Annotated in this window: 11 protein-coding genes; 3 read left to right on the top strand and 8 right to left on the bottom strand. The window is 37.7% G+C overall.

Annotated features, from left to right (window positions below):
* Positions 1 to 152: 152 nt before the first annotated feature.
* The 7 genes from M983_RS12205 to dgt all read right to left on the bottom strand — a co-directional run bounded on the left by M983_RS12205 (position 153) and on the right by dgt (position 11,753).
* Positions 153 to 1,535: an SLC13 family permease gene (locus tag M983_RS12205; RefSeq protein ID WP_066751196.1), complete on the bottom strand. Its 1,383-nt coding sequence runs from the start codon at positions 1,533 to 1,535 to the stop codon at positions 153 to 155.
* Positions 1,536 to 1,835: 300 nt separating this feature from the next.
* The gene (eno, locus tag M983_RS12200) at positions 1,836 to 3,137 is read right to left on the bottom strand and encodes a phosphopyruvate hydratase (RefSeq protein ID WP_066751194.1); all 1,302 of its coding nucleotides are present in this window, start codon (positions 3,135 to 3,137) and stop codon (positions 1,836 to 1,838) included.
* A gap of 62 nt (positions 3,138 to 3,199) precedes the next feature.
* Entirely contained in the window at positions 3,200 to 4,837 is a 1,638-nt protein-coding gene (pyrG, locus tag M983_RS12195; protein ID WP_066751191.1) for a glutamine hydrolyzing CTP synthase, read from the bottom strand.
* Between the two features lie 511 nt (positions 4,838 to 5,348).
* Positions 5,349 to 6,146: a nucleoside triphosphate pyrophosphohydrolase gene (gene mazG / locus M983_RS12190; protein WP_066751189.1), complete on the bottom strand. Its 798-nt coding sequence runs from the start codon at positions 6,144 to 6,146 to the stop codon at positions 5,349 to 5,351.
* Between the two features lie 102 nt (positions 6,147 to 6,248).
* Entirely contained in the window at positions 6,249 to 8,486 is a 2,238-nt protein-coding gene (gene relA / locus M983_RS12185) for a GTP diphosphokinase (protein WP_066751186.1), read from the bottom strand.
* Between the two features lie 44 nt (positions 8,487 to 8,530).
* Complete coding sequence (rlmD, locus tag M983_RS12180) at positions 8,531 to 9,856, bottom strand: 23S rRNA (uracil(1939)-C(5))-methyltransferase RlmD (RefSeq protein ID WP_066751177.1); 1,326 nt, start codon at positions 9,854 to 9,856, stop codon at positions 8,531 to 8,533.
* A gap of 388 nt (positions 9,857 to 10,244) precedes the next feature.
* Positions 10,245 to 11,753, bottom strand: coding sequence for a dGTPase (gene dgt, locus M983_RS12175; protein ID WP_066751175.1), 1,509 nt, complete (start codon positions 11,751 to 11,753; stop codon positions 10,245 to 10,247).
* 121 nt (positions 11,754 to 11,874) lie between these two features.
* On the opposite strand from dgt, the gene mtnN reads away from it, so the two are divergent.
* Together mtnN and btuF are read left to right on the top strand one after the other, a co-directional pair.
* Entirely contained in the window at positions 11,875 to 12,570 is a 696-nt protein-coding gene (mtnN, locus tag M983_RS12170; RefSeq protein ID WP_066751173.1) for a 5'-methylthioadenosine/S-adenosylhomocysteine nucleosidase, read from the top strand.
* An 85-nt stretch (positions 12,571 to 12,655) separates the two neighbouring features.
* Positions 12,656 to 13,480 (top strand): vitamin B12 ABC transporter substrate-binding protein BtuF, encoded by an 825-nt coding sequence (gene btuF, locus M983_RS12165; RefSeq protein WP_066751170.1) that lies wholly within the window; start codon positions 12,656 to 12,658, stop codon positions 13,478 to 13,480.
* Positions 13,481 to 13,602: 122 nt separating this feature from the next.
* On the opposite strand, the gene erpA is transcribed toward btuF, so the two are convergent.
* Positions 13,603 to 13,947: an iron-sulfur cluster insertion protein ErpA gene (gene erpA, locus M983_RS12160; protein ID WP_064719135.1), complete on the bottom strand. Its 345-nt coding sequence runs from the start codon at positions 13,945 to 13,947 to the stop codon at positions 13,603 to 13,605.
* A 273-nt stretch (positions 13,948 to 14,220) separates the two neighbouring features.
* Here erpA and hemL point away from each other — a divergent pair, with 273 nt between their 5' ends.
* Complete coding sequence (hemL, locus tag M983_RS12155) at positions 14,221 to 15,507, top strand: glutamate-1-semialdehyde 2,1-aminomutase (protein ID WP_066751167.1); 1,287 nt, start codon at positions 14,221 to 14,223, stop codon at positions 15,505 to 15,507.
* The last annotated feature ends 115 nt before the right edge of the window (positions 15,508 to 15,622 follow it).

Genomic DNA, 15,622 nt, shown 5'->3' with positions numbered 1-15,622 from the left:
TACGTTTAAAACCCGCTTATTTTCTTAATATAATACTTAATGATAAGGTGGGTTTTATAACCATTTCCTTTATCGCTACCGATAGTTGAAAACTAAAAAAGCGCTTAATATCCTGTTATACCAAAGGGATATCAAGCGCTTTTTTTAAATAATTACAGCCAGAAGCACCATGCAAAGAGTGAAATAATCAAAATACAAACTAAATTAAGCACACCACCGACTTTTACCATTTCTATCTGTTTGATATAGCCTGAACCAAAAACAATTGCATTGGGTGGCGTAGCAACAGGCAACATAAAGGCACATGATGCACCAATACCGATAATCATTGTCAGCGCCATTACGGGCATTCCTAATGCTTGTGCTACAGTAGCAAAAATAGGGACTAATAGTGCAGCACTTGCCGTATTACTGGTAAATTCAGTCAGTACAATAATAAAGGTTGTTACAGCAAGGATTATCACAAACCAGTGGCTATCTCCAAATGTGGATTTCATAGCATCTGCCATGACAAGGCTTGCTCCTGAGGATTGTAAAATAGCGCTTAGTGTTAAACCTCCACCAAACAGCATTAACACACCCCATTCTGTGTTTTCTTGTATTTGGCTCCAACTTGCAACACCTGTCACACCAATCACAATGGCAGCACTGACTGCAATAATGGTATCAAGATCTTTCACACCACCAAATGAGCTACTGATAAACGAGCTGAAAATCCAACAAAATACAGTAAGTAGGAAAATAACCATCGCGATAACACGCTTACTATTCCACTCTAAGACTTCAAGTTTTAAATCAAATTTATGTTTTAGATTAGGACGTAACATCAAATACATTACGATAAACATCACAGGTAATAACACCAACATGATAGGAATACCGTATTTCATCCATGTAATAAAATCTAAGTTTAGTTGAGCGGCGGCAATTGCATTTGGTGGGCTACCTACAAGTGTGCCTAATCCGCCAATACTTGCACTATATGCAACACCTAATAATACAAAAACAAAGGTATTACGCTCTGTGCGAATATCTAAATTAGAAAGAATACCTAACACAAGCGGTAACATCATTGCGGCTGTTGCCGTATTACTTATCCACATTGATAACAGTGCAGTAACGCCAAACAATAACAATACAGCAATAGAGAGTTTTCCCTTTGCTATCATCAGTAAACGATTTGCAATTAAGCGATCTAGTCCTTGAATGTGTAATGCGGTAGCTAAAGCAAAGCCACCAAAAAATAAGAAAATAATAGGATTAGCAAAAGATTTTAATGATTCATTTGTATTCATTAACCCCAAAACAACCGCTAAGATAGGAATACATAAAGCAGTAATCGTAACGTGTATAGCCTCTGTTAACCATAAGATACCAACAAAAACCATTAATGCTAAACCAGCATTGGCTTTAGGATCATAGGGTAAAAACTCTAATAAGAGCAATAAGATAACAATATCAAATGCGAGAATAATTAACCCTCTTTTATTAATTGGGCTAGACTTCGCCGACGGGGCTAAATTAGATGCGTCCATGATAATACTCCACATGACTAAGATGATAGTTAAATTCACCAAGCCATAATTGTTAACAAAATGGGTGACATGTGAAATATAGAAACATTTTTACTTGTTGAAAACGTAAAAAAGAGATAATTGGGATCTCTCCCACGAGAATTAATTAAATGAGTGATAATTTATTAAAAATCTAACACTATTTTTAATTACATATCACAATTTTTAATAACTAATAGAAAGCATATGTTTATTGTACAAAAAAGGAGAACATAATGTTCTCCTTTTAGCGTGATAAAGAAATGTCAATCAAAGCATAGATTATGCTTGGCCTTTCACTTCTTTTAGGCCTTTGAATGGTGCTTTAGAGCCTAATGCTTCTTCAATACGGATTAATTGGTTGTATTTAGCAACACGGTCAGAACGGCTCATAGAACCTGTTTTGATTTGACCCGCTGCTGTACCTACTGCTAAATCAGCGATAGTTGCATCTTCTGTTTCACCAGAACGGTGAGAGATAACTGCTGTATAACCTGCATCTTTCGCCATTTTGATTGCAGCTAACGTTTCTGTCAGTGAACCAATTTGGTTGAATTTGATTAGGATTGAGTTAGCAACACCTTTGTCGATACCTTCTTTCAGGATCTTAGTATTAGTTACGAACAGGTCGTCACCAACCAGTTGGATTTTGTCACCAAGAACTTTAGTTTGGTATGCAAAACCATCCCAGTCAGATTCGTTTAAACCATCTTCGATAGAAACGATTGGGTATTGTTTTGTCAGTTCTTCTAAATAGTGAGTGAACTCTTCTGAAGTGAAGGTTTTACCTTCGCCTTTCAGTTCGTAGTTACCTGTTTCTTTGTTATAGAACTCAGATGCTGCACAGTCCATAGCCAGAGTAACATCTTTACCTAAAACATAACCTGCTTGTTCTACTGCTTCTTTGATTGCAGCCAACGCAGCAGCGTTAGATTCTAAGTTAGGAGCATAACCACCTTCATCACCTACAGCTGTGTTCATACCTTTTGATTTCAGCACTTTTGCTAAGTGATGGAAAATTTCTGAACCCATGCGAACCGCTTCTTTAAGATTTGGAGCGCCAACAGGTTGGATCATGAATTCTTGGATATCAACGTTGTTATCTGCATGCTCACCACCATTGATGATGTTCATCATTGGTAAAGGCATTGAGTATTGACCGTGAGTACCATTCAGATCAGAAATGTGCTCGTACAAAGGCATGCCTTTTGCCGCCGCAGCTGCTTTTGCATTTGCTAAAGAAACAGCAAGGATTGCGTTTGCACCAAATTTTGATTTGTTTTCAGTACCATCTAAATCAATCATGATTTTATCGATGTTAGCTTGGTCTTTAGCATCTTGGCCGATGATTGCTTTCGCAATTTCATCGTTAACAGCAGCAACCGCTTTCAGAACACCTTTGCCTAAGAAACGAGATTTGTCGCCGTCACGTAATTCTAGTGCTTCACGAGAACCTGTTGATGCACCTGATGGAGCCGCAGCCATACCAACGAAACCACCTTCTAAGTGAACTTCAGCTTCAACAGTTGGGTTACCACGAGAATCGATAATTTCACGACCAATAACTTTAACGATTTTGGACATTCGGTTTTCCTCTGTACAAGTTAAATTTCCGAGAAGAGATACCCTATCTCTTCTCACATATCCTATTTTAGCAATCCTTTTTGGTTATCAAAGGCTGCTTTCACAAAGCCAGCAAATAACGGATGGCCGTCACGTGGCGTTGAGGTAAACTCAGGGTGGAATTGACAAGCAACAAACCAAGGATGATTTGGGTTTTCAATAATTTCCACCAATTTATTATCTACTGAACGGCCTGCAATACGTAAGCCTGCATCTTCAATGCGTTTTAGCAGTAGATTATTCACTTCATAACGGTGGCGATGACGTTCGGTAATGGTATTTTTACCATAAAGAGTGCGAACTAAACTATCACCACTTAAATGACAAGGTTGCGCACCTAAACGCATCGTACCGCCTAAATCACTTTCTTCTGTACGTACTTCAAGATTACCATTCTCATCACGCCATTCGGTGATAAGCGCGATAACAGGATATTTGCAATCAGGAGCGAATTCAGTCGAGTTCGCATCTTCCATATTGGCAACATTACGAGCGAATTCAATCATCGCAACCTGCATACCAAGGCAAATACCTAAATAAGGGATTTTATTCTCACGTGCATATTGAGCAGCCATAATTTTGCCCTCAACACCACGTTCACCAAATCCACCAGGTACTAAAATAGCGTCTAACCCTTTGAGTATATCTATACCGCGAGTTTCCACATCTTGCGAATCAATTAATTTGATATTAACTGAAACTCGGCTTTTGAAACCACCATGTTTTAGCGCTTCAATCACTGATTTATAGGCATCTGGTAATTCAATGTATTTACCAACCATACCAATAGTGACTTCACCTTCTGGATTTGCTTCTTCGTAAATTACTTGTTCCCATTCTGCTAAATTAGCAATTGGGCAGTCTAAATTGAAGCGTTTACAAATATAATCATCTAATCCCTGAGATTTCAATATTCCAGGAATTTTATAAATGGAATCGACATCTTTTAGTGAAATAACTGCTTTTTCTGGCAGATTACAAAACAGCGCGATTTTTGCACGTTCATTTGCTGGGATAACGCGATCTGAACGACAAATCAGTGCATCAGGTTGAATACCGATAGAAAGCAATTCTTTAACTGAGTGCTGTGTTGGTTTAGTTTTCACTTCACCAGAAGCCGCTAAATATGGAACCAATGTTAAGTGCAGATAGAAAGTATGCTCACGGCCCACTTCTGCTGCCATTTGGCGAATAGCTTCTAAGAATGGTAGCGATTCGATATCACCCACAGTACCACCCACTTCAACAAGAACAACATCATGGCCTTCACCGCCACGAATAATACGTTCTTTAATTTCATTAGTGATATGAGGAATAACTTGAATAGTCGCGCCCAGATAGTCACCACGGCGTTCTTTGCGTAGGACTTCTGAATATACACGGCCTGTAGTGAAATTATTACGGCGAGTCATTCTTGTGCGAATAAAGCGCTCATAATGGCCTAAGTCGAGATCAGTTTCAGCTCCATCGTCGGTGACGAAGACTTCCCCGTGCTGAATTGGGCTCATAGTACCAGGATCGACGTTAATATACGGATCCAACTTCATAATGGTGACATTGAGTCCACGGGCTTCGAGTATAGCCGCCAAAGAGGCTGCGGCAATGCCTTTACCCAGAGAGGATACGACCCCGCCGGTCACAAAAATATAATTCGTTTTCATGCTGAACCTGAAAGTTTAGGTGTATTAAGATGATGGATATAACTGGACGGGAACACAGTATACCCGAACCTTATTTTGGCTACAAACATTCTTAGTCGTATAAAGTTCTTTTTCATCACGCCATTTACCCACTAGGACACGAAAAAACCGTAAATTATCAATAGAATAAAGCTATAAAAAAAATTATTCATCACAAAAGCTTAATCCTTTCAGCTAAGATACCACTTTTACCAAAAAGATGCTTTACTTTTTTCATAACATTAAGTGTAGCAGGTTTGTACCATGATCTTTTGTTCAGGATCATGCTTTTATTTTTTTGAGTTTAATCACAAATATAATGTAATAGCATGTAATTTACATATTTTAAACCACCCAAACATAAAAAAACAAATTCATATTTTGTATTTCTTGATATGGTGGTTTTTTATAAAAAACACTCAAGCTGTATTAATTACTAATTAACTTTTTTCAGCATTAAATGTCACATAGTGATAAAAATACGAGTCACCATTCACTCAATTAATTGTTTTTTCACTTCTTGCCAGCAGTTCTCCATCTCTTCCAATGTCGCTTGTTCTATGTTGCCTTTTTTCTCTGCTAATAATTTTTCGACTAAACGAAAACGTTGCTCAAATTTACGACATGCCCTATTTAATGCCTGTTCTGGCTTTTGTTTTAAGTGACGAGTGAGATTGACAACAGAAAATAATAAATCACCTAATTCATCTTCTACACGTGATGCATCAATAGGCTCTTTTTTCACCTCAGCTATAACTTCATCAATTTCTTCATAAACTTTACCTAATACAGGCTCTAGCGTATCCCAATCAAATCCAACACAAGCACAGCGCTTTTGAATTTTCTCCGCTTTCATCAAAGCGGGTAATGTTGCAGGAATATCATCAAGTAATGAAAATTGTGCTTTTGCTTCTCTTTCTTGTGCTTTGAGTTTTTCCCAGCGATATTTTTCTGTCGCTAAATGATTGCCATTTTCAGTGGCAAAAATATGAGGATGGCGCCGTTCTAACTTATGACTAATTGCTTCACAAACATCATTAAAATCAAATAATTTTTGCTCTTGAGCCATTCGTGAATAAAATACAACTTGATAAAGCAAGTCACCCAACTCTTCTTTTAAATCAGAAAAATCTCTACGAGCAATAGCGTCCAACACTTCATACGTTTCTTCTAATGTATAAGGTGCGATAGTGTCAAAAGTCTGCACTTTATCCCATTCGCATCCAGTATCAGGATCACGTAGTTGCGCCATAATTTCTAATAAACGAAAGATTTCACGATTTTCTGACATCATATTGCCTTTTAAATAAGAGTGAATTTTATCCTGTTTAACATATTGTTAGATAAAAAAATGCCGAGAACATTTGTCTCGGCATTTTATCATTTTAATGTTCTAGTGAGAAAAGCGTTTCGCTTCTATCACATCAGGCAACTGATTAAGTTTTGCCAAAATACGACCTAATACTTGTAGATTATAAATTTCAATATTCATGTCAATTGTCGCAATTTGTTGTTTTACATCACTGCGGCTACTCACACCCAGTACGTTCACTTTTTCATTCGCTAAAATGGTGGTGATATCACGTAATAAACCACTACGATCATTAGCCACAACACGCACGATTAATGAATATCCACTAGAATAGTTTTCACCCCAAACAGCATCGACGATACGCTCTGGTGCATGAGAACTTAATTCTGCTAATTGTTCACAATCAGCACGGTGAATTGAGATCCCTCGCCCTTTAGTAATAAAACCGACAATATTATCGCCAGGTATTGGCTGGCAACAACGCGCGATGTGATGCATTAAATTGCCCACACCTTCAACAACAATACTACTACCAGAACCCGCTGTTCTTTGTGGTGGCGCTTTATTTTCTAATGTACGTAAGGCTTCTTTATCTTCATCCTCAGCGGTGGTTTTATTCAATTTACTTTGAATAAAATTAACAAGCTGATTAATTCGAATATCACCGACACCAATACCCGCAAGCACCTCATCAACACTATGCACGTTATAACGTGCTACCAGCAATTTTTCTGCTTCTTTCATATTGATATCAAGATGCGCTAATTCATTATCAAGAATTTGACGACCTGCGAGGATATTTTTATCTCTATCTTGTTTACGGAACCAGTTGTGTATCTTAGCGCGGCCACGACTGGTTGTAACATAACCTAAGTTCGGATTTAGCCAATCGCGACTTGGATTAGGTTGTTTTTGAGTGATAATTTCAATTTGATCACCCATTTGTAGTTGGTAACTAAATGGCACAATACGGCCACCAATTTTAGCACCAATACAGCGGTGCCCCACATCACTGTGGATATGGTAAGCAAAATCAAGCGGTGTAGAGCCGGTAGGTAAATCAATCACATCACCTTTAGGCGTAAAGACATAAACTCTATCATCAAAGACTTGACTACGAACCTCATCTAGCATTTCGCCAGAATCCGCCATCTCTTCTTGCCATGCAATCAGTTTACGTAACCAAGCAATACGATTTTCATAACTACCTGTACCACTTTTCGTTGTCGCACCGGTTGCACCTTCTTTATATTTCCAGTGCGCTGCAACACCTAATTCTGCATCTTCATGCATTTGACGAGTACGAATTTGAATTTCGACAGTTTTACCTTCGGGTCCTAAAACGACGGTATGAATTGATTGATAACCATTAGGTTTAGGATTGGCTACATAATCGTCGAATTCATCAGGTAAATGACGGAAATGGGTATGAACGATACCAAGTGCAGCGTAGCAGTCTTGTAAACGCTCAACCACAATACGTACTGCTCTAACATCAAATAGCTCATCAAAAGAAAGGGCTTTTTTCTTCATTTTGCGCCAAATACTATAGATATGCTTGGGGCGTCCATAGATATCAACATCAATATTTTCTTGCTTCATGTAACTACGAACATGACTGACAAAATTATCTATATATTGTTCTCTATCAATACGACGTTCATGAAGTAAGCTCGCAATTTTTTTATATTCATCAGGGTGAAGATAACGGAAACAAAAATCTTCTAATTCCCATTTTAATTGTCCAATGCCCAATCTATTGGCCAAAGGCGCATAAATATTAAAACATTCTTTGGCAGCAAGTACGCGTTCGTCTTCTGTTGCATCTTTCACTTCCCGTAAATGTGCAATACGCTCTGAAAGTTTGATAACAACGCAACGGAAATCCTCAACCATTGAAAGTAACATGCGACGAATATTGTCAACTTGTACAGAACTGGTTTCATTCGTATGGGTGGCTTTAAGTTGGCGAATGGCATCCATTTCCATAACACCACGAACCAAACTCCAAATAGAAGCCCCAAAATGTTCTGTTGTTGTTTCTTGATCAATAAGATTCGCTTCGGCAAGAGGAAAAAGTAGCGCCGCTTTCATGCTATCTTTATCCATGCTGAGCGTCGAAAGAAGTTCAACCATCTCAACACCGCGCCACAACAGCAATTGTGCATCTTCGTGCCCCTGTACCATACGATGACAGTATTCCCAGGTTTGCGCGATATCACTGCCAGCACTAGCTGGAGTCAAATTGAGGCTATTGACCCACTTATCAACAGCGAACTCTCCTGCAGGTGTTAAGTGAGCACTTCTAACTGCTACCATATTCTCTCCCTACCAGATATAAATCTTATTGACTGGCGACATGTTTATTTTCGACTAAACAATGCCATTGATTCCAGATGACCTGTTTGTGGAAACATATCCAACATTTTCAAATGAGTTAATTGATATCCAGAATCTAATAATATCTTGCTATCTCTTGCTAACGTGGTCGGATTACACGAGACATAAACAATTTTTTCGGGCGATAGCCCCACAATATGTGGCATAACTTCTGCGGCGCCAGCTCTTGCAGGATCTAATAACACTTTATTAAATCCTTCTTTTGCCCATGGCATAGCAGAAAAATCAGCGGACAAATCAGCATGCCAAAAATGCGCATTCTTTAATTGGTTTAATGTCGCATTATTTTTCGCCATATCAACCAATGCCGGAACACCTTCGATACCAACGACATGCGTGACTCTTTTCGCAATAGGTAATGTGAAATTGCCCATTCCACAAAACAAGTCCAGCACACGATCACTTAATGATAAATCAAGCCATTCTATCGCTTGAACCACCATTAAAGGGTTAACCTCATCATTAACTTGAATAAAGTCAGTTGGTGCAAAGTGCAGGTTTAGACCGTCTATTTGGTAGAAGGGTTCCTTTTTTGATGGTATTAATCGTGCTATCTCATCATGATTACCAGCAAGATAAACGGTTACTTGATAGTTATGAGAGAAATCTCTCAATCGTGCTTTATCATTTTCAGATAATGGAGATAAATGACGCAAAATGACAAGAGGCCCATTATCAGCCAATACTATCTCTACATGCCCTAATTCACGCACTGCTGATAGTTGTTTAAGCACATTAAAGAGTGGTTGCAATAATTCATTTAATTGTGGTTTCAGCACTGGGCATGTTTCTATCATCACTAAATCGTTAGAACGCTCTTGACGAAACCCCATCACCAAGCCTTTTTCTTGGTGAAAGCGTAATCCAAGTCTTGCTCTACGACGATAGCCATATTCTGCACCTGCAATGATAGGTTTTGCAGAAATGGTGACACCAGTTTCACGTTTAATCAGATGTGATAATACATCTGCTTTTGTCGTTCGTTGTAACGAAATAGGAACATGTTGCTGCTGACATCCACCACAGCGTTCATAGTAACGACAATGAGGCGTAACGCGTTGTGGGCTTGTCACTAAGAGTTTGATAACTTCACCCTTCGCAAACTGGCGTTTTTCTTCTATTAAACGAATACGTGCAGTTTCTTCTGGTAGTAATCCTTTTACAAAAATTGTTTTGCCACCAGCATGTGCAATACCTTGACCATTTGCATCCAATGCAGTCGCGGTCACATCCAGCATTGTTGCCTGCTTTTTAGCAGGGCGTTTCTTAGGAGAATAAAACTGCACCATAGTAATAAATTTGTGTGTTGATAAAGAGTTAATTGAGAAATGCCATTATGTTAAAGTACGTTATCTATTTAATAACGTAGATTTGGGAACGCCACATTTCAAAATAAGACATAAGGAGAGTATAACATCTAACAAGTTATTTACTTAACTGATATAAGCAATAATTTCGTTAAAATGAAAAATATTTGTGTGAATACATCAAAAGAGATTAAGACTAAATCTTATATTTTCCTATAACTAATAAATATTATATATAAATTTTTCATTAAGTAATTTTACAATTAACGACATATATTTTCCTATATTTTAATAAGACATAACCTAATTTCGTTGAAAATTTAAAATTATCATTAATTAATAAGATAGAAATGACATATTTGCTTATCTATTAATCACAAACCATTAATTTTCTATATTCTTCATAGGCATAATGATCCGTCATTCCACTGATATAATCTTGAATCAATCTTGTTCGATAATAAAATTCTAAAAGACGACCTTGCTCAGAATTTATATCATTTAATTTATCTAACGCTTCGTTATAGGCAAGTTTATGTTTAACCGAAAGCTTATGATATAAACGCGTCTCAATGACATATTCAGGATGTTCATTATATTTATGCAGTTTTAAAAAATCATTTGTCGGTAATAAAAGTAAGGATTTATAAATCTCTAATAAACCACTAATAACTCGATAACCTTTCATTTCGAGCTCTTCAACTTCAGGGTGGCTAAATACCCATTTTTGCGCAACGCGCTTTAATGTTGCTAATAGTCTATGCTCAGCACTATTACCCTCTAATAGTGCATTATTGAAGTTTCCTTCATAAACTTTATCTAAATTTTTGATAAAACGTTGCGCGGTATAAGGAACTAATTTACCTGTTATATAAACACGTAAATACATAAAAAATTGATCTTGCATACTACGTTTGGCTTCATTTTGATCAACTTTTTTATAGGCGCGATTAACGGTAATATCAAACAAATCACCTTCTGTCATGTCGCCATTTTCACACCAAGCATCACGTAGTAATTGAACAAGGCGATTAATATCAAAAATGCCTTTTTCAACAGCATCATCTAAATCAGCAATGCAATAAGAGATATCATCTGCGGCTTCCATAATATAAGTCAGAGGGAAACGGCAGAATTCCCCCATTGAAAGTTTATCTCTTAATTCTTTGACGAATTCTTTTTCAGACCAGTAATAGCCCGGTTTTTTCATCAAATAGTGGTATTCATTAGGGATATCACCTTGCCAATAAGCAGGACGCGTATATTTCAACACACAACCAATTTGCGCATAGGTTAAATTGAGCTTAAGAATATGATGCGCCATTCTAATGGCTTGTGCATTACCTTCAAAATGACATAAATCTTGACGAAGTGTTTGTTTTAATTTGTTAATTTCTTCATCTACACCATATTGCATAGGAGCAAATAGGCAACTGTCAAATTCACTTGTACCTTCTGGTGATAAGACTTTACGAAACCAGTGTTTAATTGCAGCTTCACCAAAATGACCAAAAGGAGGGTTACCAATATCGTGCATTAAACACGCCATCTCAATTAAGCTTTCAACGCTATCAATACGTTCACTTAAGCCGTATTCATCCAATTTATGTTGTTTTTTAAATTCACCAATAATTTGCTTGGCGATATAGCGACCAATTTGCTGTACTTCAAGAGAATGCGTAAGACGACTACGTACAGCAGAATTTTGCTCTAGAGGAAAAACTTGTGTTTTTTGTTGTAAACGACGGATAGCTGCTGAATTAATAATACGGCCACGATCACTTTCAAACTGTCTAGAAACTTGCATTTCATCGTTAATATCAATGTCACTGCTATTATATTTGCGTTGATAATTTAACTTCAGTTTAAAGTCGATCATTTCTATCCTCTTTGATGGTTTTGATGAAACGAATTCTCTACTTTATATCGCGTTTTTCTGATAGATGCTAAACTCTATAAACATTTTTTTTAACGGCGAATATACATGGGAGTATGACACAATGAGAGTTGGTGTAATAGGTGCAATGGAGCAAGAAGTCACACTTTTACGTGATCAAATTGAAGACTGCAAAACATTGTCACTAGGTGGTTGTGAAATATATACCGGTCAAATTAAAGGTGTTGATGTCGCCTTATTAAAATCAGGTATTGGTAAAGTGGCTGCGGCCATTGGTACAACATTACTACTCGATCATTTTCAACCCGATGTTGTTATTAATACAGGCTCAGCGGGAGGGTTAGATCCTAAATTAAATGTTGGTGATATCGTTATTTCTACTGAAGTACGCTATCACGATGTCGATGTGACCGCATTTGGTTATGAACCAGGTCAAATGGCACAATGCCCTGCGGCATTTTCGGCTGATAATAAATTAATTAATATCGCTCAAGACTGTATTGAATCACTGAAGTTAAATGCAGTTCGTGAGTTAATTTGTAGTGGTGATGCATTTATTAATGGCGCAGAGCCTTTAACTCGCATTCGTAAAACCTTTCCTAATGTTGCTGCTGTTGAAATGGAATCCACTGCTATTGGTCAGGTTTGTCATCAATTTAAAACACCATTTGTCGTTGTACGTGCTATCTCTGATGTAGCAGACAAAGAATCGCATCTAAGTTTTGATGAATTTTTATCTGTAGCTGCGCGTCAATCAAGCTTAATGGTAACTACGATGTTGGATAAACTAAAAGACTAATTCGTCTTAAATTATTCAATCATAACCCGTCTTTATTTTTACTTTAATTAGATAAGAATAGGCGGGTGTGTTTATTGGGAATAACATGCGTCTATTTATCGTTGTTGGTACATTATTAAGTTCATTCATTTTAACTATATCGTCTTTCGCCACCACTCCCGCTAAGCGTATTATTACATTATCACCTTCTGCTACAGAAATGGCTTATGCTGCTGGAATGGGAGATTATATTGTTGGCGTAAGTGCTTACTCTGACTATCCAGAAAATGCCCAAAAAAAAGAGCAAGTCGCAAACTGGCAAGGTATTAATGTAGAGCGAATTTTATTATTAAAACCTGATTTAATTATTGCGTGGCCTGGTGGTAATCCACAACGCCCATTAGATCAGTTAAAAGCTTTAGGTATCCCTATTCTTTATTCTGATCCACATACTATTGATGATGTTGCAAATGAACTAGATATGCTTTCAAAATATAGTGTTCATCCTGAAATTGCTTTAAAAAATGCAGATCAATTACGTCAGAAATATCAACAAATACGGCGCCAATATACGTCTTCTTCAACAGAAATTCGAAAGAAAAAGGCATTTATTCAATTTAGTCTTAATCCTCTTTTTACAACGTCTCATCATTCTCTACAAAGTGATATTACTGAGCAGTGTGGTGGTAAAAATATCTTTGCTGATAGCATTGTCGCTTGGCCTCAAGTTAGCCGTGAACAAGTGCTTATCAGAAAACCTGAAATAATTATCTTTAGTGGCAAAAAAGATCAAATACCCGAAATTCAAGCCTTTTGGCAACCACAGCTTAATATTCCTATTATTGCGATTGATGAAGATAGTTTTAGCCGGCCTGCGCCACGCATTATCAATGCGATGCAACAAATTTGTGAAGCGCTAGCGAACCAATAAGAAATAGATAAAAAATTGAAAGAAAAGTAGGAAAAGAGAGAATATATCGAGGCCATTGAGGTGTTGAAAAAGGACAGTACGTTAAGCCAACAACAAGTACTGCCCCTTATTTTACGTTAACATTAGATGCTAAAAGAAGAACCACAACCACAGGTGCTTTTTGCATTTGGATTAGTGACGATAAAACGGGAACCTTCTAGTCCTTCCGTATAATCAACACAACCACCGACTAAATATTGCAAGCTCATTGGGTCAACCACTAATGCTACGCCTTGTTTTTCGATAGTCATATCGCCGTCATTCATAGCGTCATCAAACGTAAAACCATACTGGAATCCGCTACAACCGCCACCGGTGATATAAACGCGTAAACGCAGATTTGGATTTTCTTCATCTGCAATCAAATCTTTTACTTTATTTGCAGCCGCGTCAGTAAATTGTAACGGCAGAGCCATATCATCACTCATTGTTCACTCCAGACTGGGGTTCCCAGTAAAAAACAGCCAGCAAAATCGTTTTTTATTGCTGATATAATGTGACGATTATCTAATACCTGCTCTTAACCTTCAAGTTTGTTGTGGATAAAATACACTTTTTGCTACTTATCGATTTTCTTAATATTTAACAAATAAATAATAGCAGTGATAAATCAAAATGTTGCTATCGTCTATTTGGCTTCATCTACTCAGTGCTTTAGAATATGCCTTAATATTATGCTCACCCATCATGAGGAGTCTGACATGAGCAAGTCTGAAACGCTTTATAATCTCGCCCAACAAGTGATACCTGGCGGTGTCAACTCACCAGTTAGAGCATTTAATGGTGTCGGTGGAACGCCTCTCTTTATTGAACGTGCTGATGGTGCGTATATTTATGATGCCGATGGACATGCTTATCTTGATTATGTCGGTTCATGGGGACCTATGGTATTAGGTCACAATCACCCTGCTATTCGTGATGCAGTCACAGAAGCGGTACAAAAAGGGTTGAGCTTTGGCGCACCAACAGCCGCTGAAGTTGAAATGGCAAATTTAGTTACTGAACTTGTTCCATCTATGGATATGGTTCGTATGGTGAATTCAGGGACTGAAGCCACAATGAGTGCGATTCGCCTTGCTCGTGGTTATACCGGTCGCGATAAAATCATCAAATTTGAAGGCTGTTATCACGGCCACGCAGATTGCTTACTGGTTAAAGCAGGCTCAGGAGCTTTAACCATGGGTCAACCTAATTCTCCTGGTGTACCTGCTGATTTTGTAAAACATACCTTAACGTGCACTTATAACGATTTAGATTCAGTTCGCCAAGCATTCGAAAACTATCCTGATGAAGTAGCATGTATTATTGTTGAACCTGTTGCAGGTAACATGAATTGTGTTCCACCTAAAGCCGATTTCTTACCCGGTTTACGTGCATTATGTGATGAGTTTGGCGCACTACTCATTATTGATGAAGTGATGACAGGCTTTCGTGTTGCATTAGGTGGTGCTCAAGATTATTACGATGTTGATCCTGATTTAACGTGTTTAGGTAAGATTATTGGTGGCGGTATGCCTGTTGGTGCTTTTGGCGGACATTTAGACGTGATGTCACAATTAGCGCCGATTGGACCTGTTTATCAAGCAGGAACCTTATCAGGAAACCCAATCGCAATGGCAGCAGGCCTTGCGTGTTTAACTGAAGTATCACGCCCTGGCGTTCATGAAACTTTAGATGAACTGACAACATTCCTTGCTGAAGGCTTAATGGAAAAAGCGCAACAAGCAGGTATTCCTCTAGTTGTAAATCATGTTGGTGGTATGTTTGGTATTTTCTTTACTAATGCGAAAGAAGTGACATGCTATCAAGATGTGATGAATTGTGATGTTGAACGCTTTAAACAATTTTTCCATTTAATGTTAGAGCAAAAAGTTTATCTTGCCCCTTCAGCCTTTGAAGCAGGTTTTATGTCTATTGCGCATACCAAAGAAGATATCCAACGCACTATTGATGCTGCTGAGTTTGCTTTTGGTAAAATGCAAAACTAATTCATTATTTAACACGTCTATTTCCCCTAAAATGCTAGCCTAAAACGGCTGGCATTTTTTATTTATGGCTTTAACCATAATAAAAAAACGGCACATGATGTGCCGTTTTTTATTT

The sequence above is a fragment of the Proteus myxofaciens ATCC 19692 genome, assembly GCF_001654855.1.
GTDB classification, from domain to species: Bacteria; Pseudomonadota; Gammaproteobacteria; order Enterobacterales; family Enterobacteriaceae; genus Proteus; species Proteus myxofaciens.
The sequence above is the reverse complement of the archived record's forward strand: the minus strand, read 5'-3'. Positions and strand labels throughout refer to the sequence as shown.

Excerpts from the sequence above, each read along its gene's own strand:
- M983_RS12205 (WP_066751196.1), bottom strand. The coding sequence starts at position 1,535 with ATGGACGCATCTAATTTAGCCCCGTCGGCGAAGTCTAGCCCAATTAAT.
- eno (WP_066751194.1), bottom strand. The coding sequence starts at position 3,137 with ATGTCCAAAATCGTTAAAGTTATTGGTCGTGAAATTATCGATTCTCGT.
- pyrG (WP_066751191.1), bottom strand. The coding sequence starts at position 4,837 with ATGAAAACGAATTATATTTTTGTGACCGGCGGGGTCGTATCCTCTCTG.
- mazG (WP_066751189.1), bottom strand. The coding sequence starts at position 6,146 with ATGTCAGAAAATCGTGAAATCTTTCGTTTATTAGAAATTATGGCGCAA.
- relA (WP_066751186.1), bottom strand. The coding sequence starts at position 8,486 with ATGGTAGCAGTTAGAAGTGCTCACTTAACACCTGCAGGAGAGTTCGCT.
- rlmD (WP_066751177.1), bottom strand. The coding sequence starts at position 9,856 with ATGGTGCAGTTTTATTCTCCTAAGAAACGCCCTGCTAAAAAGCAGGCA.
- dgt (WP_066751175.1), bottom strand. The coding sequence starts at position 11,753 with ATGATCGACTTTAAACTGAAGTTAAATTATCAACGCAAATATAATAGC.
- mtnN (WP_066751173.1), top strand. The coding sequence starts at position 11,875 with ATGAGAGTTGGTGTAATAGGTGCAATGGAGCAAGAAGTCACACTTTTA.
- btuF (WP_066751170.1), top strand. The coding sequence starts at position 12,656 with ATGCGTCTATTTATCGTTGTTGGTACATTATTAAGTTCATTCATTTTA.
- erpA (WP_064719135.1), bottom strand. The coding sequence starts at position 13,947 with ATGAGTGATGATATGGCTCTGCCGTTACAATTTACTGACGCGGCTGCA.
- hemL (WP_066751167.1), top strand. The coding sequence starts at position 14,221 with ATGAGCAAGTCTGAAACGCTTTATAATCTCGCCCAACAAGTGATACCT.